At 65.2% G+C, this 19,661-nt stretch carries 17 protein-coding genes and 1 tRNA gene; 5 read left to right on the forward strand and 13 right to left on the reverse strand.

Annotated features, from left to right (window positions below; translation table 11 throughout):
• Nucleotides 1-92: 92 nt before the first annotated feature.
• The 3 genes from OYT13_RS18410 to OYT13_RS18420 all read left to right on the forward strand — a co-directional run bounded on the left by OYT13_RS18410 (nucleotide 93) and on the right by OYT13_RS18420 (nucleotide 2,021).
• Nucleotides 93-821, forward strand: a complete 729-nt coding sequence (locus OYT13_RS18410; protein ID WP_268566772.1) for a transporter — start codon at nucleotides 93-95, stop codon at nucleotides 819-821.
• A gap of 153 nt (nucleotides 822-974) precedes the next feature.
• A tRNA-Met gene (locus tag OYT13_RS18415) sits at nucleotides 975-1,051 on the forward strand.
• 157 nt (nucleotides 1,052-1,208) lie between these two features.
• A complete protein-coding gene (locus OYT13_RS18420) occupies nucleotides 1,209-2,021 on the forward strand; it encodes a class I SAM-dependent methyltransferase (RefSeq protein WP_261938101.1) in 813 nt (270 codons plus the stop codon).
• An 81-nt stretch (nucleotides 2,022-2,102) separates the two neighbouring features.
• Here OYT13_RS18420 and OYT13_RS18425 read toward each other — a convergent pair whose 3' ends face one another.
• Entirely contained in the window at nucleotides 2,103-3,083 is a 981-nt protein-coding gene (locus OYT13_RS18425) for a bifunctional helix-turn-helix transcriptional regulator/GNAT family N-acetyltransferase (protein WP_261938100.1), read from the reverse strand.
• Nucleotides 3,084-3,219: 136 nt separating this feature from the next.
• On the reverse strand, nucleotides 3,220-3,555 hold the full coding sequence (locus OYT13_RS18430; protein ID WP_017233892.1) for a hypothetical protein: 336 nt from the start codon (nucleotides 3,553-3,555) through the stop codon (nucleotides 3,220-3,222).
• 296 nt (nucleotides 3,556-3,851) lie between these two features.
• Between OYT13_RS18430 and OYT13_RS18435 the strand changes: the two genes are divergently transcribed.
• Nucleotides 3,852-4,193, forward strand: a complete 342-nt coding sequence (locus OYT13_RS18435; protein WP_017233894.1) for a zinc ribbon domain-containing protein YjdM — start codon at nucleotides 3,852-3,854, stop codon at nucleotides 4,191-4,193.
• 23 nt (nucleotides 4,194-4,216) lie between these two features.
• Here OYT13_RS18435 and OYT13_RS18440 read toward each other — a convergent pair whose 3' ends face one another.
• From OYT13_RS18440 to badH, 11 genes are all read right to left on the reverse strand, one after another.
• Nucleotides 4,217-5,395, reverse strand: a complete 1,179-nt coding sequence (locus OYT13_RS18440) for a CmpA/NrtA family ABC transporter substrate-binding protein (RefSeq protein WP_268566773.1) — start codon at nucleotides 5,393-5,395, stop codon at nucleotides 4,217-4,219.
• A gap of 9 nt (nucleotides 5,396-5,404) precedes the next feature.
• Nucleotides 5,405-5,980, reverse strand: a complete 576-nt coding sequence (locus OYT13_RS18445) for an ANTAR domain-containing response regulator (RefSeq protein ID WP_017233896.1) — start codon at nucleotides 5,978-5,980, stop codon at nucleotides 5,405-5,407.
• A gap of 248 nt (nucleotides 5,981-6,228) precedes the next feature.
• Nucleotides 6,229-7,032 (reverse strand): uroporphyrinogen-III C-methyltransferase, encoded by an 804-nt coding sequence (cobA, locus tag OYT13_RS18450; RefSeq protein ID WP_268566774.1) that lies wholly within the window; start codon nucleotides 7,030-7,032, stop codon nucleotides 6,229-6,231.
• Nucleotides 7,033-7,122: 90 nt separating this feature from the next.
• The gene (locus OYT13_RS18455; protein ID WP_017233898.1) at nucleotides 7,123-9,840 is read right to left on the reverse strand and encodes a nitrate reductase; all 2,718 of its coding nucleotides are present in this window, start codon (nucleotides 9,838-9,840) and stop codon (nucleotides 7,123-7,125) included.
• Nucleotides 9,841-9,887: 47 nt separating this feature from the next.
• Nucleotides 9,888-10,253, reverse strand: coding sequence for a nitrite reductase small subunit NirD (gene nirD, locus OYT13_RS18460; RefSeq protein ID WP_017233899.1), 366 nt, complete (start codon nucleotides 10,251-10,253; stop codon nucleotides 9,888-9,890).
• 10 nt (nucleotides 10,254-10,263) lie between these two features.
• Nucleotides 10,264-12,723, reverse strand: a complete 2,460-nt coding sequence (gene nirB / locus OYT13_RS18465; protein ID WP_268566775.1) for a nitrite reductase large subunit NirB — start codon at nucleotides 12,721-12,723, stop codon at nucleotides 10,264-10,266.
• 378 nt (nucleotides 12,724-13,101) lie between these two features.
• Nucleotides 13,102-14,271 carry an acyl-CoA dehydrogenase family protein gene (locus OYT13_RS18470; RefSeq protein WP_017233901.1) on the reverse strand — a complete coding sequence of 390 codons (1,170 nt, stop codon included), beginning with the start codon at nucleotides 14,269-14,271 and terminating at the stop codon, nucleotides 13,102-13,104.
• Between the two features lie 42 nt (nucleotides 14,272-14,313).
• Nucleotides 14,314-15,957: a cyclohexanecarboxylate-CoA ligase gene (gene aliA, locus OYT13_RS18475; protein ID WP_268566776.1), complete on the reverse strand. Its 1,644-nt coding sequence runs from the start codon at nucleotides 15,955-15,957 to the stop codon at nucleotides 14,314-14,316.
• 47 nt (nucleotides 15,958-16,004) lie between these two features.
• On the reverse strand, nucleotides 16,005-17,177 hold the full coding sequence (aliB, locus tag OYT13_RS18480; protein ID WP_017233903.1) for a cyclohexanecarboxyl-CoA dehydrogenase: 1,173 nt from the start codon (nucleotides 17,175-17,177) through the stop codon (nucleotides 16,005-16,007).
• Nucleotides 17,174-17,956: a 2-ketocyclohexanecarboxyl-CoA hydrolase gene (badI, locus tag OYT13_RS18485; RefSeq protein ID WP_017233904.1), complete on the reverse strand. Its 783-nt coding sequence runs from the start codon at nucleotides 17,954-17,956 to the stop codon at nucleotides 17,174-17,176. Before badI ends, aliB begins: the two co-directional genes overlap by 4 nt.
• 108 nt (nucleotides 17,957-18,064) lie before the next feature.
• Nucleotides 18,065-18,832 carry a 2-hydroxycyclohexanecarboxyl-CoA dehydrogenase gene (badH, locus tag OYT13_RS18490; RefSeq protein WP_017233905.1) on the reverse strand — a complete coding sequence of 256 codons (768 nt, stop codon included), beginning with the start codon at nucleotides 18,830-18,832 and terminating at the stop codon, nucleotides 18,065-18,067.
• A 180-nt stretch (nucleotides 18,833-19,012) separates the two neighbouring features.
• Here badH and OYT13_RS18495 point away from each other — a divergent pair, with 180 nt between their 5' ends.
• The gene (locus OYT13_RS18495) at nucleotides 19,013-19,528 is read left to right on the forward strand and encodes a MarR family winged helix-turn-helix transcriptional regulator (protein WP_268566777.1); all 516 of its coding nucleotides are present in this window, start codon (nucleotides 19,013-19,015) and stop codon (nucleotides 19,526-19,528) included.
• The last annotated feature ends 133 nt before the right edge of the window (nucleotides 19,529-19,661 follow it).

Below are 19,661 nucleotides of genomic sequence, written 5' to 3' on the forward strand. Positions count from 1 at the left end.
GTTGACCGTGTCACATGCCCCCCGTACGATCCGCGCGACGGATTTTCAGTCTTTCGCACCGGGACACATCAATCGCCCCGCAGGAGTTTTCAATGAAGAAGTTTCTGATGCTTGCCGCAGCGCTCGCGCCGCTTACCGGTCACGCCACCAACCCGCTTGTAACGGACGACACCGGCACACAGGACACCGGCAACTGGCAACTCGAGCTGAACAGCGAGTGGATAACCATGCCGAGCGCCCGCCAGCAACAATGGAACAACACGCTGACGTACGGTGTGATGCCCAACCTCGACGTCGCCATCCAGGCGCCCTACCAGCGCACGCGACCCGATGGCGCTGGCTGGACCAGCGGCGTCACCGACCTCCAGTTGCAAGCCAAATGGCGCTTTCTCGAAACCGATCAGTGGAGCCTCGGCCTCAAGCCGTTCGTCTCGCTGCCGACGGCCAGCCAGGATCGCGGCCTCGGCAACGGGCGCGCGACCACCGGCGCGAATCTGTTGATGCAATACAACCTCGATCGCTGGACATTCCTCGCCAACGCCGGCTATACGTGGAACAACAACGGCACCGGCAACCGACAGAGCCTGTGGAACGCGTCCACGGCCGTGCTTTTCAGCGCGACGGACACTGTGCGCCTGGTTGCCGACATCGGTCTCGCGACCAATCCGGACGCCACGACCCGGACAAAGCCCGCTTACGCGCTGGTCGGCGCGATCTACAGCCCGACGAAGGACCTCGATCTGGACGTCGGCTACAAGCGCGGCCTGAACCCGGCGTCGCTCGCCCACTCCGTGCAGGCGGGCGCCACGATCCGCTGGTGAGCGCCGCCACGACGTTCACTTCCGAGTGATACGGCGTGCGCGCGGGACGCGGCGAAAATGCACACGTCGCGCATGTTTTTCCGAGGTCCATAAATTTAATGTCATAAATGCTTGACACGATGCGCGGAACTCTCGTATTATTCAGTTCTCAGACGCGGGGTGGAGCAGTCTGGCAGCTCGTCGGGCTCATAACCCGAAGGTCACAGGTTCAAATCCTGTCCCCGCAACCAAATTCGAAAGCCCGTCGGCCGCAAGGTCGACGGGCTTTTGTCATTCCAGGTGATCCTTCTCGCCGACGAATGCGGCAACGGGCTGGCCTTGGTCCGCCTAGAATGAACAGGCGGTTGGGTAACCCGGGGCCATCGTCAGTGCATTCAAGGGGGCATCATGCTCGAGCCCGACAAGGTATTTGCAGGGTCGATTCCGAAGTGCTACGACACGCTGATGGTGCCGTTGATCTTCGAGACCTACGCCGTGGATACGGCAGCGATTGTCGCTGCCACCTCGCCCAAATCCATCCTGGAGACCGCCGCCGGCAGCGGTGCGCTCACGCGAGCGCTCGCGCCGAAGCTCGGCGCTGACGTGCGCTACGTGGTCACCGATCTCAATCAGCCAATGCTCGACTATGCGGCCGGCAGGCAACCGACCGACGCCCGGATCGAATGGACGCAGGCCGATGCGCTCGCCCTACCGTTTGACGATGCATCGTTCGACGTCGTTTGCTGCCAATTTGGCGCGATGTTTTTTCCCGATAGAGCCGCCGGCTATGCCGAGGCGCGTCGCATGCTGACGCCGGGCGGCCGCTTCGTCTTCACCGTATGGGATCGCATCGAAGAGAATGCCTTCGCCGACGAGATCACTCAAGCCATCGGCGCGTTGTTTCCGCACGACCCGCCAAGATTCCTCGCGCGCACGCCGCACGGATATTACGATGTCGCACGCATCCGGGAGGACCTAAGCCACGCCGGGTTCGTCCACATGACGATCGAAACTCGCGAGAAGGTGAGTTACGGGGCCTCGGCGCGCGACGTCGCCACGGCCTATTGCCTCGGAACGCCGCTGCGCAACGAAATCGAAGCGCGCGACGCCAGCTTGCTTCAACTCGCCACCGAGCGGGCAACGCAGGCGATAGCCCAGCGCCACGGCAACGGTCCGGTCGCTGGCAAAATTCAGGCGCATGTGATCGTGGCGGCGCGATAGCGGCAGCTCCTGGACCGCCGATGCATCGTAAATGGCGCACGCCGGCATTGGACCACCCCCGGCAGCCTGAGGGCGCGAGCGCTATGACGGCGCACTACCCGCACGACGACAGAACCGTTGCTCGACAACCCGGCTCCCCCATTGCTCGCCTTCCGATTCGTCGGTCAGCGCAAAGCCGAACGACTCGTACAAATGCCGCGCGGCATCGAGCCCCTTGAACGTCCATAGGTACGTTTCGCGATAGCGCGCGTCGACGAAGGCCATGGCCTGCGCCATCAGACGCCGCCCAACCCCGGACCCACGCATCGAATCGTCGACGATGAACCAGCGCAAATGCGCGACACCGGTAGCAAGGTCGCCGTCGATCGCGAGCGAGGCCAGCGTGCGCCCATTCTCCACATGGCGCCACAGCGCTTTGCCGTCGGCGGGCAACCCGCTGGCGAACGCCGCCAGTTCCGTTGCCACCTTCTTCTCGAAAAACACGCCAAACCCCCAGTGCTCTGCGTAAAAGCGCGCGTGCAGGCTGGCAATGTCGCCGATACACCCCGGCTGATAGCCTTCGACCACTTGTGCGGAGACTTCCCCCTCGATCACGCCTTTGGCCGAGTTGTCCTGTGCGAGCGCGTCCGCGTACAGGGCAAGCGCCCGGACCAGGGCCGCCTGATCCGCGGGCACGATGCGCCGCAGCGCGCTGGACACCTGATCGGTAGCAAAGCGGTCGATCTTGCTGCGAAGCCGCTGCCCCGCTTCGGTCAGAGAGAGTTCGGAGGCACGCGCGTCGTTGCTTGCCGTCGTGCGCCTCACGAGCCCGCTGGCCTCGAGCTTCGCCACTTGCCGGCTCGTGTTCGATTTATCCAGCCGCAGCAGGTTGCCCAGGTCCTTGGCACTGATTCCGGGCGTCGCCCCGATCTCGATGATGGCGTGAACCGCCGACGGCGCGAGATCGCTGTCGGCCAGCGTCGTTCGCATGAAGCCGAGTTCGCGAACCAGTCGACGCGAGAAGTCGCGGAGTTCCAGAATCTCCGCTTCGCGAGCCTTGCCAGGTAGATCGACGATATCCATATCTCACCCCCTATCAGTTGCGTATCGCAACCAATATAGTTGCGATACGCAACTTGCGCAAGTCGCTGATTGTGCCTGCGCGTGCTCGACAAGCGAGGAAGACCGTCCAGCGTGACTGAGCCCCGCCGTCACGGCGTCATTGACCGCCACCTAGCAAATCGTGCGCATCCAGGATCGCGTAGGCGATACCGGGACGACTATCGAGGCATCGGCGAACGGCGGCGGGAATCGACGCGTGGAGCTTCCGGCAAAGGCCCGGTTTGGCCACCAACCGAATGCTGATGCCGCGGACCGTCCGGACTTCGTTCACACTCGGCGCGATCTGCAGCGAAATCCCGAGCTGGGCCTGCATCAGGTCAGCTACGCGTTGCAGATCGGCGTAACTGGTCACGGCTTCGATGCGCGCGATCAGCCGTTTCTCCTCCGCCTGCGTCAACAGTAGGAGGCGGCGATCACCGTGCGGGTCTTGCATGAGGCTATCCCGATCACAGGTACAGGCGCCCGGGGGGCATTCCTTGCGGATTGGGAAGCGGGTCTCGTCGACCATAGAATACGAACAGAGGGCGTTGGCGGGACTAACATCGAATTTGCATTATCGATCGTTCGAGTGTCCGTAATCCGGTTACTTGAATCAATTAGGGATGTCATCGAAGCCCGACCGCGATCGCGGCGCCCTGCCGCGGGAACACCACTGCCCGGGCGAATCCGCCGACCGCGATATAATTTCGCGCTTTGATCGCCTTCGTCGGCCTTTCAGGACCCATCGACATGAGTACTTTGCCCGCTTGCCCGAAATGCAACTCCGAATTCACGTACGAAGACGGGGGTGTCTACATTTGCCCCGAGTGCGCGCATGAATGGTCGGCCCAGGCTGCCGCATCAACGGAACCCACCGAACGCGTCTATCGCGACGCCACCGGAACCCTTCTGCAGAATGGCGATACGGTGACCGTTATCAAGGACTTGAAGCCAAAGGGGTCGGGCGGCGTGATCAAGATGGGCACCAAGGTGAAGAACATTCGGCTGGTGGACAGCGACCACGATATCGATTGCAAGATCGACGGCTTTGGCGCCATGAGCCTGAAATCGGAATTCGTCAAAAAGGTCTGATCCGGTCGCCACGCCGGTCGACATCACCGGGCCCGAATATCGAATCCATCGACGTACGCGCGTAAATCGCCGGCGACGGCCGCATCCCAGGCCTTGCCGTCGCAAAGCACCTCGTGCGCTGGCGTGGCCTCCACCGGCACGGCCTCGGCACGTGCCGCCGCCTCGAACAGCGCCGTCTGGCTCACCGCTGCCGCCGTTTGCGCGGCACCGGCCACCGCCGCATCGCCCACCATGCCCCAACGCCGATATTGCGCGATGAACCACATGCCATCCGAAGGGTGCGGGTAATTCACCACGCCCTCGTCGAAGAAGCTCACGGGCAGCAACGCGTGCCGTCCTTGCAGGCGGCCGAAGTCGCCCAGCAGACGCGCCGCGATCAGGTCGCGTGGCGCCCCGACCCACGCCGGCTCCGCCAACCATCCCGCCGCTTCCGCCCGATGCCCGGGCATATCCAGCCAGCGGCACGCGCTGAGCAGCGTGCGCACCAGCGCCTGTGCCGTTTTCGGATAGCGCGACACAAAGTCCCGGCGGCAGGCCAGCACCTTCTCCGGGTGATTGGGCCAAATGTCGCTCGACACCACGACCGTGCGCCCCAGCCCGCGCGCCTGGGCCACGGCATGCCACGGCTCGCCGCAGCAAAACCCGTCGAGCCCGCCCTCTTCCATCGCGGCGACCATATGCGCCGGGGGAATCACGATGCTGGAGATCTCGGTGAGCGGATCGATGCCCTGCGCGGCAAACCAGTAATTGAGGAACATCGCGTGCGTGCCTGTCGGGAACGTCTGCGCGAAAACCGGCTTGCGCCCGAGCGACGCCAGCGCCGCGCGCAAGTCGCCCGTGCGCGCCATCGCCTCGCCCAGCGACGGCGTGACCGTCACCGCCTGCCCGTTGCGATTGAGCACCATGAGCACGGCCATGTCTTCACGCGGGCCGCCAATGCCCAACTGCACCCCGTACACAAGGCCATACAGCGAGTGCGCGGCATCCAGCTCGCCCGTGAGCAGCTTGTCGCGCACGGCCGCCCACGACGACTCGCGGCTCAGCTCCAGGGTCAGTCCATGTTCGTGCCCCAGCTCCAGACGCTTCGCGACGATCAGCGGCGCCGCATCGGACAGCGCGATGAACCCCACGCGCAGATGACGTTTCTCTGGCACGCCGTCCGGCCATTGCGCGTCAGAAGTCAACCATGATGACGTCGACATGAGCAGTGTCTATCCCAGTAATTCGGCAATCGAGACGAGCTGGCGCGCCACTTCGACGAGCTTCTCGCCCTGATCCATCGCCCGTTTGCGCAGGATGGCGTAGGCCTCCTGCTCGGAAATCTTGCGTCGGTCCATCAGCAGCCGCTTGGCGCGGTCGATCAGCTTTCGGTCGGCCAGTTCGGTCTCGGCCTTGGCCAGTCGTGCGCGCAGCTTTTCCTCATGGGCGAAGCGCGCAAGCGCCACTTCGAGAATCGGCGCGAGCCGGTCTGCCGCCAGTCCCTCGACGGAGTATGCCGTCACCCCGGCATCGACGGCCGCACGAATCAGCGATTGATTGCCGTCGGCCGAAAACATCAGCACCGGACGCGGCGCCGCCGCGTTCATCACCGCGAGTTGTTCCAGCGTGTCGCGCGACGGCGATTCGGTATCGATGATGACGACGTCCGGGCGCTCGCTCTCCACCACACGCGGCAGCGCCTGCGGCTTGGCGACTTCCACCAGCATCTCGCACCCCAGACGCGCGAGCGCAGTCCGCAACTCGCCAATCGGCTTGTCGGTATCGGTGACGAGCAGCACGCGCAGCATGCCGTGCGCCCCCGCTGTCGTGACAGGGGCGGCAGGCGCTGCTGCTTTGCGGGGCGTGTCGGCCTGAGGATCGACGTCCCCGGCATCCGGTGTTTTCGGCAAGTTCGTGGGGGCCAATGCGCTCGGCCGGTCAGTGAAATTCCATCCGCGTCGCCGTTGCGGGGCTGCATCGGCTGCGCCCCGTCGGCGACGTCTCTTGTGCTAATCGAACACGCGCTGTTCAGTATAGGTAGTGAAGATACAACGCATCAGGCCGCTCTGGCGATGACGTCGCGCACCGTGTCCGCGGCGGCATCCCTCTCATCGACACCCGTTGCCGTGCTCGGTTCGACCGCCGCGAGCGCCGCTTCACCGACCGCGCCGCCCACGAGCAGGATAGTCGGACTGGCAAACCCCGCGGTGCGAATGTCGGCCGCCAGCCGGCCCAGCGACGTGACCATTCGCCGCTCTTGCGGCGAGCCCGCCCACTGGACCGCCCCCGCCGGGGTTGCCGCATCGAGATGCGCCAGTAGCGTTTCGCTCAGTTCCTCGACCCGATGCAGGCCCATGTAGATCGCCAACGTGGTGCCGGTCGCCGCGAGCGCCGCCCAGTTGGGGGCACTGCCGTCCTGCCGGTGCGCGGTGACGAACGTCACGCCCGCACAGTGGTCTCGATGGGTGAGCGACATCCCCAAACCGGCCGCCGCCGCGAACGCCGACGACACCCCGTTGACGATCTCCACCGGCACCCCCGCGCGACGCAGCGCCGAGATTTCCTCGCCCGCACGCCCGAACATCAGCGCGTCGCCCCCCTTCACGCGCACCACGTGCGAGCCACGTCGCGCAAAGCGGCACATCAGCCGCTCGATGAACGCCTGTGGCGTCGAGCGGCAGCCGCCGCGTTTGCCCACGGCAATCACGCGGGCCTGCGGCGCGAGCGTGGCGATCTCCGGATTGGCCAGATCGTCGACGAGCAGCACGTCGGCTTCGCCGAGCACGCGTGCCGCGCGCAACGTCAGCAGATCCAGCGCGCCGGGACCGGCGCTCAGCAGGGTGACTTTGCCGTTGTTCATGATCGTTCTCCCTCAATTCCTCGATGGTCTGCATGTCGCCCAATTCAAATCCAGTCGGTACCTTCACGATGCGCTGTCCATGTCCCGGGCTCAAGCGACATTCGTCGCGCGCGGCTGCGTCGCAGCGTTGAGCGGCGCCGCGCACATGCGCTGCAACTCCGGCACACACGAGCCGCAGACCGTCCCGCAGCCGAGCCTCGCCTTGAGCTGTGCGACGTCCGCTCCCGCACCGATCGCCGCGTTGATGCTCGACGCCGTCACGGACTTGCACTGGCACACCGTGCGATCGCGTGGAACCGCCGGCCCGCTGTCGGCCACGAAGACCGCATGGCGCGCGCGCGTCCAGGGAGACGTTTCGCGAACACGCGCGAGTAGCGACGTCGACGCGGCGACATCGGCTTCACTGCCCGCCACCAGCACGCCATCGATCAAGGTGTCGCACCATGCCACGCGTTTGGTCATCGACCGGCGCGCATCGCGATACTCCAGCAGCGATTCGTCGCGCGGCAGAGCCAGCGCCGTGTGCAGGCGCTCCAGCCAATCGGCGTCCGGCTCGCTGTCGGCGGCCATGACCACGATCCGGTCGTCGCCCTCCAGACGCACCGTCGCGAAGCGACGCTCGGCCAACAATGGCTGCACCGCCGCGTGCAATTGCAGGGCGTCGCCGCGCCGCACCGCCGCCACCCGCCACGGCAGTGCGAGCGGATCGACGCGCACGGCGGCGTGCTTCAGTTCGGGCTGCTTCGAATACTTGTCGACGGCGCCGAGGGTCGTGTCGTTCACGCCCCCGCCGCCGAGAAACTGCCCGCTCCAGTGCATCGGCACGAACACCGTGCCCGAGGCGACGTCGTCGCTCACCGCCAGCGTCAACACCCGCTCGCCGCGACGGCTCGATAGCCGCACGACATCGCCCGCACGCAGGCTTCGACGCGCCGCGTCGGCCGGATGCATGGTGAGCGCCGGCTCGGGGGCGTGCTCGAACAACTGCCCCACACGCCCCGTGCGGCTCATGCCGTGCCACTGATCGCGCAGGCGGCCGGTAATCAGTCGCAGCGGATGGCGGGCATTGATCGGCTCGGCCACGGGTTGATATTCGAACGCATGAAAACGTGCACGTCCGTCGCTCGTAGCGAACACGCCGTCCTCGTAGCGGCGCGCAACGCCTTGCGCCGCGCCGGCCGGAAACGGCCAATGTTGCGGTCCGCGCTGCTCGAGCAGCGCGTAATCGATACCGCCGATGTCGAGGTCGCGTCCCACGGTGAGCGCGCGATGCTCGTCGAAGATGGCCTCGATGGACGAGAACGCGAACGGTTCGGGCGACGCGTCGAGCTTGGGTGCAAGACGCCGGGCGACCTCGCTGGCAATCCACCAGTCGGCCCGGGTCTCTCCCGGCGCCGAGACGGCGGCCCGCACGCGCGAGATACGCCGCTCCGAGTTCGTGACCGTGCCCGCCTTCTCGCCCCAGCTCGTTGCGGGCAGCAGCACGTCGGCATAAGGAACGGTGTCGGTCTGGTGAAACGCCTCCTGCACCACCACGAACTCCGCAGCGGCGAGCGCTTCACGCACGCGCTCGCTGTCCGGCATCGAATGCACGGGGTTCGTGCACGCGATCCAGATCGCCTTGATACGGCCGTCGCGCACGGCGTCGAACATCTCCACAGCCGGCAGGCCCGGCCGGTCCGACAGCCCCTGCACGCCCCAAAGGCGCTCGACCTCGGCGCGATGCGCCGCGTTGCCGATCTCGCGATGCGCGGCGAGCATGGTGGCCAGCCCGCCCACTTCACGCCCCCCCATCGCATTGGGCTGACCGGTGAGCGAAAACGGCCCGGCGCCCGGGCGTCCGATCTGCGCGGTGGCCAAATGCAGATGGATGAGCGCGAGATTTTTTTCGGTGCCGTGGCTCGATTGATTCAGCCCCATGCAATAAAGCGACAGCGCCGCCGGGCTCTCGCCAAACCAGTCGGCCGCCTGACGCAACGCCGATTCTTCGATGCCGCAGATGTCGGCCACCAGTTGCGGGGTATAGCCGCGCAGCATCTGCTTGAGGGCATCGAAGCCTTCGGTATGGGCGTCGATGTAGCGCCGGTCGATGCGTCCTTCCCAGATCAGGTGGTGCAGCATGCCGTGAAAGAGCGCAACGTCGGTGCCCGGCACGATGGCCAGATGCAGATCGGCCATCGCCGCCGTATCGGTGCGGCGCGGATCGACGACGATCCAGCGAATCGACGGATCGGCCGCCTTGGCCGCTTCGAGTCGACGGAACAGCACCGGGTGCGCGTAGGCCATGTTGCTGCCGGCGAACAGCACGGTGCGGGCCGCTTCGAGATCGTCGTAGCAGGTGGGCGGCCCGTCTGCGCCGAGCGCCATCTTGTAGGCGCTCACGGCGCTCGACATGCACAGTCGCGAGTTCGTGTCGATGTTGTTGGTGCGCACCAGCCCCTTGGCGAGCTTGTTGAAGACGTAGTAGTCCTCGGTCAACAACTGTCCTGACACGTAAAAGGCGACGGCGTCCGGGCCATGCCGACGGATAACGTCGGCGAAGCGCGACGCCACCGTCTCCAGCGCGTCGTCCCAACTGGCGGGCGCGCGCTCGGCGTCGCGCGTGGTGCGCAACTCAGGCGTCAGCACGCGTCCGGCAAGCGACTGCGCGGTGAGCGGCAACGTCATGCCCTTGCTGCACAGACGCCCGAAGTTCGCCGGATGCGCCGGGTCGCCCTGCACATCGACGATGCGCTCGCCGTCGCTCTCGACGAGCATGCCGCAACCGACGCCGCAGTAGCAGCAGGTGGTTTGCGTGAGGGTTGTCATGGGGGGCTCCGGCAATCGCGAGGGGTCAGGGGGGCGGGGGTAGCGGGTCAAGCGGCAGCCGTCGCCGCGCTCACCTCGGTACCGATCGCCTCGTCGAGCGACACATACACCTCGCCCGCGTCGATCCGCACGGCGAAGCGCTCTGCACAGCCCACATCGGGTGCGCAGGCTTCGCCGGTCGTCAGGTCAATGTTCCAGGCGTGCAGCGGGCACGTGACCTTCTCGCCGTGCACGATGCCCAGCGAGAGCGCACCGCCCTTGTGTGGGCACTTGTCGCGCAACGCAAAAACCTTGTCGCTCTCGGCGCGAAAAAGGGCGATGTCGCCGCTCGGATGGGTCAGCACGCGCGTGCCCAGGCGCGGAATCGCGTCCACGTCGCAGACATGCAGCCAGATCGGTTTGGATTGCGTCATGGTGTTCTCCTCAGGCAGTCGCGGGCTCGACGCTCATCGGCACGGTCGAGGTCAGCGGACGGTATTCATTGGCTTGCGCCCCGTTGATACGCGCTTGCCACGGGTCGGGCAGGCCATCGAGCGAGAAGAGCAACCGTTCGTACAGCGCGCGACGATTGGCGGCATCGTTCACCACGCGTTGCTTCACGTAGTCGAGGCCCACCCGGTCGAGGTAATGCACCGTGCGGTCGAGGTAATAGGCTTCCTCGCGATAGAGCTGGAGAAACGCGCCCGTGTACTCCTTGACCTCGTCGGCGGTCTTCACCTTGACGAGGAACTGCGCGACTTCGGTCTTGATGCCGCCGTTGCCGCCGACATACAGCTCCCACCCCGAGTCGACCGCGATCACACCCACGTCCTTGATCCCGGCCTCGGCGCAATTGCGCGGGCAGCCGGACACGGCCAGCTTGACCTTGTGGGGCGACCACATGTTCGCGAGCATGGTCTCCAGATCAATGCCCATCTGCGTGCTGTTCTGCGTGCCGAAGCGGCAGAATTCGCTGCCCACGCACGTCTTCACGGTGCGGATCGACTTGCCGTAGGCATGCCCTGACGGCATACCGAGGTCGCGCCAGACGCTTACGAGATCTTCCTTCTTCACGCCGAGCAAATCGATACGCTGACCGCCCGTGACCTTGACCATCGGAATCTGGTACTTGTCCGCCACGTCGGCGATGCGGCGCAGCTCGCTCGGGTTCGTCACGCCGCCCTTCATCTGCGGGATGACGGAGAACGTGTTGTCCTTCTGGATGTTGGCGTGCACGCGCTCGTTGACGAAGCGGCTTTGCGGATCGTCAACGGCTTCCTTCGGCCACGTGCTGAGCATGTAGTAGTTCAGCGCGGGACGGCACGTGGCGCACCCGTTGGGCGTGCGCCATTCGAGGAAGTCGAAGGCGGCACGATGGGACGTGAGGTGATGCTCACGCACCGCGCGACGCACGTCGGCGTGCGACAGATCCGTGCAACCGCACACCGCCTTCTCCTTCGGTGTCGCGTCGTAGGTCGAGCCCAGCGTGCTCATCAGGATCTGTTCGCACAGCCCGGCGCACGAACCGCACGAGCTGGCAGCCTTCGTATGCTTCTTGACCTCATCGAGCGTGAACAAGCCCTTCTCGGTGATCGCCTTGACGATCGTGCCCTTGCACACGCCGTTGCAGCCGCACACTTCATCGGTATCGGACATGGCCGACGCGCGGTTCTGCCCTTGCGTGCCGACGTCGCCCACACTCGACTCGCCGAACATGATGCTGCTGCGCAACTCGCCCAGCGCACGCCCGTCGCGCAACAGCTTGAAGTACCAGGCGCCGTCAGCCGTGTCACCGTACAGACACGCGCCGACGAGCTTGTCGTCGCGAATCACCAGCTTCTTGTAGACGCCGCTCGCGGGATCGGACAACACGATCTCCTCGGTGCCTTCGCCGCCGAGAAAGTCGCCCGCCGAAAACAGGTCGATGCCCGTGACCTTGAGCTTCGTCGACAGCACCGAGCCGCGATAGCTGCCGATGCCCATGAGCGCGAGGTGGTTGGCGCAGACCTTGGCCTGCTCGAACAGCGGGGCCACGAGACCGTAGGCTACGCCGCGATGGCTCACGCATTCGCCCACCGCGTAGATGCGCGGATCGTAGGTTTGCAGCGTGTCGGACACGACAATGCCACGGGCGCAATACAGACCGGCCGCTTCGGCCAGCGTCGTATTCGGCCGAATTCCTGCGGCCATGACAACGAGGTCCGCGTCAATTTCTTCGCCGTTGCTGAACTTCACGGCCCGCACGTTGCCGTTGCCGTCGTCAAGAATCGCTGCCGTTTGATGCGACAGTCGGAACGCGAGACCGCGCGCTTCGAGCGATTGTTGCAGCAGCTTGCCCGCCGTACTGTCGAGTTGGCGCTCGAGCAGCGTCTCGGCCAGATGCACGACGGTCACGTCCATGCCGCGCAGCTTGAGACCGTTGGCCGCCTCCAGGCCGAGCAGACCGCCGCCGATCACAACCGCATGACGCTTCATGCTCGCCGTCTCGATCATGATCTCGGTATCGCGAATGTCGCGATAGCTGATCACGCCATCGAGATCCTTGCCGGGCACCGGCAGAATGAACGGGCTGGACCCGGTGGCGATCAACAGACGGTCGTACGGCGCCTCGGTGCCGTCGGCGCAACGCACGACACGGCGCGGTCGATCGATCTGCGTGACTTCCTTGCCCAGATGCAACGTGATGCCCTTCTCGGCATACCAGTCGAGCGGATTGAGCACGATGTCGGCGAACGACTGCTCGCCGGCGAGCACCGGCGAGAGCAGGATCCGGTTGTAGTTCGGATGCGGCTCGGCACCGAATACGGTGATGTCGTACTGATGCGGTGCGATTTCCAGCAGCTCTTCGAGCGTGCGGATGCCGGCCATGCCGTTGCCGATGACGACCAGACGAGGTTTGCGCATGCTGTCTTCTCCTGTTGCAGCGCTTGCAGCGCCCGAAAAACAAAACGGCGTCCGACCGTGCCGAAGCACGGAGGGACGCCGTTGTCCTGTGGGTACGTCGCAGGCGCTCTCGCCTGACGCCGTACCGGAATTCATGGCCGGCGACGTCTTTGCCGCTGGCACACACACTAATGCAACAAGCGTGCCAAGTGACGCAGAAAGTTCGACAAAGCGTTGCTGGTCAACGCAGAACAGGTGGTTTGTCTATGGGAAATGCCCGAAAATCGAGTGGAATCTGTTGCACCGCAGCAGTGCAAGGCGGTGCGGCCCTGACATCACGCGCACCAGCATGATGCGCCGCGTGTACGACTCGGCGCACCGCCAGCGGTGCGCGCGACCTCAATCGTCCTGCATCAGGGCCCGCCCGATGATCAGTTGTTGAATTTGCGTGGTGCCTTCATAGAGACGGAGCAGGCGCACGTCGCGATAGAAGCGCTCGACCTTGTATTCGTTGATGTAGCCCGCGCCGCCGTGCACCTGCACACCACGATCGGCCACGCGCCCGACCATCTCGGTGCAGAACAGCTTGGCGCACGAGGCCCGCGTGCTGACGTCGGCGTCGCGCTTGCCTTCGGGCTTCGCGTCGTAACGCAGGGCACAGTCCTGCACCATCGACCATCCGGCGTACAGTTCCGCCTGACTGTCCGCGAGCATCGCCTGCACGAGCTGGAAGTCGCCGATGCGCTGCCCGAATTGCTTGCGTTCGCGTGCATAGGCCACGGACTCGTCGAGAATTCGCTGCGCCATGCCGCACGCCAGCGCCGCCACGTGCAAGCGCCCACGGTCGAGGACCTTCATCGCCGTCTTGAAGCCCTTGCCCGCCTCGCCGCCGATGATGTTCGCCGCCGGCACGCGCGCGCCTTGCAGCACGACGTCGCACGTCTTCGTTCCGCGCTGCCCCATCTTCTTGTCGGGCTTGCCCAGCGACAGGCCCGGCGTGTCGGCCGGCACGATGAACGCCGAGATCCCGCCCGCGCCCTCGCCGCCCGTGCGCGCCATCAGCGTGAACGCCCCGGCGCGCGGTGCGTTGGTAATGAAGCGCTTCACGCCATCGAGCACATAGGTGTCGCCGTCGAGTACGGCCCGTGTCTTGAGCGCGGCCGGGTCCGATCCCGCGTCAGGCTCCGTGAGCGCGAACGACATGATCAGGTCCCCACTCGCCACGCGCGGCAGCAGGTCGCGCTTTTGCGCTTCGGTACCGTCCATCAGGATGCCCTGTGAGCCGATGCCCACGTTGGTGCCGAACACCGAGCGAAATGCGAGCGACGTCTGCCCGAACTCATAGGCCACGCGCACTTCCTGCGTCATCGACAAGCCGATGCCGCCGAATGCCTCGGGAATCGACAGGCCGAACAGGCCCATCTCCTTCATCTCATTGACGAGCGTGGCCGGCACGTCGTCGTGCTCTTCCACGTCGTTCTCGGCGGGCACCAGCCGCTCGCGAATGAAACGTTGCACCGCGGCGAGCAACAGCTCGAACGATTCGCTATCCAGTCCCTTCGATGTCATCGACCTTTCATCCTTGAAGTACGCCGCGCCGCGTGCGGGCTTTCACTCGCCCGTCTGCAGCATCTCGCGCAATTTGAATTTCTGTATCTTACCCGTGGGGGTGGTCGGCAGCGCCTCGCGCACTTCGAGCCGTTCCGGCCAATACTGCCGGGCGACCTTGTGCGACGCCAGAAAAGCGGTGAGCGCGGGCAGATCGATCGACTGCCCGGGGCGCGGCACCACCACCGCACACGCGCGTTCGCCGAGCCGCTCGTCCGGATACGCCACGATGGCCACTGTCGCGACCGCCGGATGGCGGTACAGCAGCGCCTCGATTTCGACGACGGGGATATTCTCGCCTCCCCGAATGATCACGTCCTTGCTGCGACCGGCGATGCGCACGTAGCCTGTGGCGTCGAGCCACGCCATATCGCCCGTGTCGAACCACCCGGCGGCGTCGGTGCCGTTCCATTGCGCGCGCTTGAGATAGCCGCCGAAATTCGAACACGAGCGCACGAGCAAACGGCCGGTTTCGCCTGTGGGCAGGTCATGATCGTCTACGTCGACCACGCGTAGCTCGACACCCGGCAGCGGACAACCGTCCGTCGTGGAGGCGCGCGTGTCGTCGTCTTCCAGGCGTGTTAGCGTCACGGCGCCGTTCTCGGTCATGCCCCACGCCGACACGATTTTCGCGCCGAGTACCTTGCGCGCCTGCTCGACCACCGGGCCGGGAATGGGTGCCCCCGCGCACAGGAACGCGCGCAAGCTCGGCACAGTCTCGCCGCCAGCCGCCACGGTCTTGGTCAGATCGGTGAGAAACGGGGTGGACGCCATCGTGAATGTCACCCCGTGCGCCTGGATCAGACGCACGGCGTTCGACGGGTCCCACACGTCGAGCATGACCGCACTCGCGCCGAGCATGATGGGCATCATCAGGCCGTACATGAAGCCGGTCTGGTGCGCGAGCGGCGAGCCCATCAGAATCACGTCGTCGCAACCGAGGCGCATGCGCTGCGCGTAAGCGTCGATGTTCGAGAACGTGGTGTTCGCACTGTGCATCACACCCTTCGGCTCGCCCGTGGTGCCGGACGTGTACATCAATTGCATGACGTCGTCCGGACGCGCGCGCGACGCCTGCATCTGCGCGCGCTCCGCGTCGGTCGCCGCAGGTTCGCCTGCCATGAGCACGGCGTCGAAACTCTCCTCTGCGGCAGCCTCCCCGACGACGATCACATGCCGGAGCGCGTCAAGCTCGTGCTGCAACGCGCGCGCCATCGCCGCGTGATCAAAGCCGCGAAACTGCTGCGGCACGATGAACACTTTCGCCTCGCCATGGCGCAGCATGAAGGACAGCTCGCGCTCGCGGAAGATGTGCATGAGGGGATTGAGCACCGCGCCGATACGGGCGCAGGCCAAGTAGGTCACCGCGAACGGCCAGCCGTTGGGCAGTTGGCACGCGACCACGTCGCCGCGTCCGACGCCACGTCGCAACAGACCCAGCGCGAGACGCTCCGCCGCATCGGCGAGCGCGGCGTAGGTCAGTTGCGTGGTCTGCCCGGTGGCCGTCGAGACCGCCGTGAGTGCCACCTTGTCGGGCCATGCCGCGAGCGCCGCGTCGAGCGCGTCGTTGATTGTGCGCTCGGGCCACCAGCCGCGCGCCACACTGTGCTCACGTCGAGGGGGAAGCAATACCGCATCGAACTCCATCGCATCGTCTCCTATGCTGTCGCGGATGTCATCCAGCCGCCGGCCGGTCAAACCGGCACTGCCTGCCGGCCGGCGCGCGTGCGCGCGATGATCGTCTTCATGATCTGCGCGGTGCCGTCACCGATCTGGAAACCGAGCACGTCGCGCAAACGCTGCTCCATCACGCCCCGGTCGTAACCGCCATGGCCGAACATCAGCAGGCATTGATGGATGACGTCGTAAGCGAGCTTCGGCCCCCACCATTTGCACATGGCCGCCTCGGCGCTGTGCGGCAGGCCGCGGTCCTTGAGCCACAGCGTTTGAAGACAGAGCAGACGCGCCGCTTCGACCTGCGTGTCGAAATCCGCCAGCGGATGCGAGACGCCCTGAAACGCCGACAGCGGTTTGCCGAACGCTTCTCGCTGGGCCACGTATTCCCAAGTCTCGTCGAGCGAGGCGCGGGCGACGGCCAGCACCTGCAAGCCGATGAGCGCGCGCGAGAAGTCGAAGCCCTGCATCACTTGCACGAAGCCCTCGCCCGGCGCGCCCAGTACGTGGTCGACCGGGATCTTCACGTTCTCGAAGAACAGCGAGCCGCGGCCGATGGCACGCTGCCCATGGCAATCGAAGCGTTGCCGAGTGATACCCGGCAAGTCGAGCGGGACGAGGAACGCCGAGATGCCGCGTGCACCCGACGCCACGTCGCCTGTGCGTGCGAACACAACGGCGGCGTCGGCCTGATCGGCGGCGGAGATGGAGGTCTTTTCTCCGTTGAGCACGTAATGTGTCCCGTCGAATTCGGCCCGCATGCGCAAGTTGGCGGCGTCCGACCCGCCGCGCGGCTCGGTGAGTGCGATCGCGAGCAACGTCTCGCCGCGCGTGAGCTTGCGCAGCCAAGGCAAAACGACTTCAGGCTGCCCATGCGCCGCGAGAATCTGGCCATTGAGCGAGGCCAGCAGATTGACATACGACAGGCTCAGGTCCGCGCGCGCAATTGCTTCGTGTATCACGCCCGCCGCGAGACGCCCCATGCCCTGCCCACCGAAGGCTTCCGGCAGCTCCGGCGCGATCAGGCCAAGTTCCCCCATCTCGCGCATGAGCGTGCGATCGAGCACGCGTGTTTTGTCACGCTCGAGAAAGCCGGGGGCGACGCGCGCCTGGGCGAATCGCCGCGTGTGCTCGGCCAGCGCAACGAGATCGTCGTCGAGATACGGATTCTGCATCGCGTTCGCCTCGCTCATTTGGCGTATTTACGGAACTCGGGCTTGCGCTTCTCCTGGAATGCACGCACGCCCTCGCGCGACTCCTCCGTCTCGTAGTAGAGCTTGAGCGCGTACATCCCCATGCCCGCGATGCCCGCCTGTTGCGCCGTGTCCATGTTGAACGAGCGCTTCGCAATGGCAATCGCCGTCGGGCTGCGCTCCAGAATCTCGTCGCACCATTTCTGAACTTCCGCGTCGAGTTGATCGTGCGGCACGACCGTGTTCACGAGACCCATCGCCAGCGCTTCCGTCGCCGGATAGCGACGGCACAGATACCAGATCTCACGCGCCTTCTTCTCGCCGACGACGCGCGCGAGAAATGCGGTACCGAAGCCCGGATCAACCGAGCCGACCTTCGGGCCGACCTGCCCGAACACGGCCTTCTCGGACGCAATCGTGAAGTCGCACAAGGTGCAGATCACGTTGCCGCCGCCGATGGCATAGCCTTGCACGCGGGCAATGACGGGTTTGGGCACGTCGCGAATGGCGTTGTGCAGTTCCTCCATCGGCAGCCCGATGGTGCCGCGTCCGTCGTACTGCCCCTCGTGCGCCGACTGATCGCCCCCGGTGCAGAATGCTTTCTCGCCTGTGCCGGCGAGCACAATGCTGGCAATCTCGCGGTCGTAGCCGGCCTTGTTGATGGCATGAATCAGTTCGTCGCAGGTACGCCCGCGAAAGGCGTTCATCTTGTCCGGACGGTTGATCGTGATCCACGCCGCGCCGTTGCGCACTTCATACAGGATGTCTTCGTATTGCATGGTGTCGCTCCTTGCCGCTGCGCGTCGCTCGCTGTCGTGGGGTATCGCTGAAAGCCGCGACGCGCGCCAATGGTGATATCGATAAGAGAGATCGGGAAATAGTCGGGATCAACCGCACATGGTCAGGCCGCCCGATACGCTCAGCACCTGACCGGTGACGAACGAGGCGTCGTCGCTCGCGAAGAAGGCAATCGCCCCCGGCAGGTCGTCCGGCTGGCCGATGCGGCCGAGCGGAATGGACTTGGTGAACGCTTCCACCAGCTTTTCCGGATTGCCCGCGCCTTCCTTGTAATCGGCAAAGAGCGCCGTATCGGTCGGCCCCGGGCACACCACGTTGACGGTGATGCCGTGGCGCGCGTGCTCGCGGGCAAGCGTCTTCGAGAACGCGACGAGCCCACCTTTGCACGCGGCGTACACCGCTTCGCCCGACGACCCGACGCGCGCCGCGTCCGACGCGATGTTTACGATGCGTCCGCTGCGCCGTGCCACCATCTCGGGCAACACCGCGTGGTGCATATGCAGCGCGCCCACAAGGTTGATCGCGATGAGCGACTCCCATTGCGCCGGGGTCGTCTTGGTGAAGGGCTTGAAAATGTCCCAACCGGCGTTGTTGACCAGGACATCCACCGGCCCCAACGCCGCCGATGCCGCAGCGACGGCGGCATCGACCTGATCACGCACCGTGATGTCGCATGCGAATGCCTGGGCACGTCCGCCCGCTGCCACAATGTCGCCCGCCCGGCGCTCGGCCGCCGCAAGATCGCGGTCGAATACCGCCACCGCCGCGCCCTCACTGGCGAAACGGCGACACGTCGCCCCGCCTATCCCGCCCCCACCGCCCGTCACGATGACCGTCTTGCCCTCGAATCGCCGCATGTCTCGCCTCCAGAGTCACAGGTGGGCGCGGTATCCTTGTTGACCTTGGAGATCCCGGCCCATCGATAAAATTACGTCAATATGTTGACGTATACTAGACGCGACCTCGACGATGCGCAAGCACGCGAAAGCGGAGAAATTGATATGGAAAACCCTAGCAATAATACGAAAATAACGCGCATGGAGCTGGCAAACCGGCTGTTCTTCCGACTCTATCAATGCGCCAACATGTTGCACAAAACAGGTACACGAGCGGTGGAAAGTCTGGGCCTGACGACGCAGCAATGGGCCGTCCTCGGTGCCCTCTCGCGCCCGGAGGTGCCCGACGGCATGAGTGTGGGCGATCTCGCGCGTTATCTGATGGTGAGTCGCCAGAATCTGTCGGGCCTGATCGGCCGTATGGAGCGCGACGGCCATATCGCGAGCGCACCGGACGGCCGTGACCGGAGATCGCGCCGCATCACCATGACCGAGCATGGGCGTGCGGTCTGGCACCGCGAGGCGGTCCCGCGTATTCATGACTATTACGCGCAGGCGCTCGATGAATTCTCGACGGGAGACATGACGCACACGCTGCACTATCTGCTCAAATTGCTCGACAACATGAAGCGGATCGACGAGGCGGCAGGCGGCCCGCCCGATGGAGAAAGCGAGGGAGAACGCGCAGACGACGGGCACGCTCGCCAGGGCGCCTGAAATCGCTTCACCAAAAATAAAACAGGCGAACGGCGCCGAAATCGTCCGCCGAAGCGCCGTCAAGGCGCGCGACGATCTCCCGAAAACCCAATACAGGCTTGGGTTTCCCGCGACATCGCTATCACACGCAATA

Source organism: Pandoraea sp. XJJ-1 (assembly GCF_026802345.1).
GTDB lineage: Bacteria > Pseudomonadota > Gammaproteobacteria > Burkholderiales > Burkholderiaceae > Pandoraea > Pandoraea cepalis.

Bases quoted from the DNA above. Each gene is read 5' to 3' on its own strand.
- OYT13_RS18410 (WP_268566772.1), top strand. From the start codon at position 93: ATGAAGAAGTTTCTGATGCTTGCCGCAGCGCTCGCGCCGCTTACCGGT.
- OYT13_RS18420 (WP_261938101.1), top strand. From the start codon at position 1,209: ATGCTCGAGCCCGACAAGGTATTTGCAGGGTCGATTCCGAAGTGCTAC.
- OYT13_RS18425 (WP_261938100.1), bottom strand. From the start codon at position 3,083: ATGGATATCGTCGATCTACCTGGCAAGGCTCGCGAAGCGGAGATTCTG.
- OYT13_RS18430 (WP_017233892.1), bottom strand. From the start codon at position 3,555: ATGCAAGACCCGCACGGTGATCGCCGCCTCCTACTGTTGACGCAGGCG.
- OYT13_RS18435 (WP_017233894.1), top strand. From the start codon at position 3,852: ATGAGTACTTTGCCCGCTTGCCCGAAATGCAACTCCGAATTCACGTAC.
- OYT13_RS18440 (WP_268566773.1), bottom strand. From the start codon at position 5,395: ATGTCGACGTCATCATGGTTGACTTCTGACGCGCAATGGCCGGACGGC.
- OYT13_RS18445 (WP_017233896.1), bottom strand. From the start codon at position 5,980: ATGCTGCGCGTGCTGCTCGTCACCGATACCGACAAGCCGATTGGCGAG.
- cobA (WP_268566774.1), bottom strand. From the start codon at position 7,032: ATGAACAACGGCAAAGTCACCCTGCTGAGCGCCGGTCCCGGCGCGCTG.
- OYT13_RS18455 (WP_017233898.1), bottom strand. From the start codon at position 9,840: ATGACAACCCTCACGCAAACCACCTGCTGCTACTGCGGCGTCGGTTGC.
- nirD (WP_017233899.1), bottom strand. From the start codon at position 10,253: ATGACGCAATCCAAACCGATCTGGCTGCATGTCTGCGACGTGGACGCG.
- nirB (WP_268566775.1), bottom strand. From the start codon at position 12,723: ATGCGCAAACCTCGTCTGGTCGTCATCGGCAACGGCATGGCCGGCATC.
- OYT13_RS18470 (WP_017233901.1), bottom strand. From the start codon at position 14,271: ATGACATCGAAGGGACTGGATAGCGAATCGTTCGAGCTGTTGCTCGCC.
- aliA (WP_268566776.1), bottom strand. From the start codon at position 15,957: ATGGAGTTCGATGCGGTATTGCTTCCCCCTCGACGTGAGCACAGTGTG.
- aliB (WP_017233903.1), bottom strand. From the start codon at position 17,177: ATGAGCGAGGCGAACGCGATGCAGAATCCGTATCTCGACGACGATCTC.
- badI (WP_017233904.1), bottom strand. From the start codon at position 17,956: ATGCAATACGAAGACATCCTGTATGAAGTGCGCAACGGCGCGGCGTGG.
- badH (WP_017233905.1), bottom strand. From the start codon at position 18,832: ATGCGGCGATTCGAGGGCAAGACGGTCATCGTGACGGGCGGTGGGGGC.
- OYT13_RS18495 (WP_268566777.1), top strand. From the start codon at position 19,013: ATGGAGCTGGCAAACCGGCTGTTCTTCCGACTCTATCAATGCGCCAAC.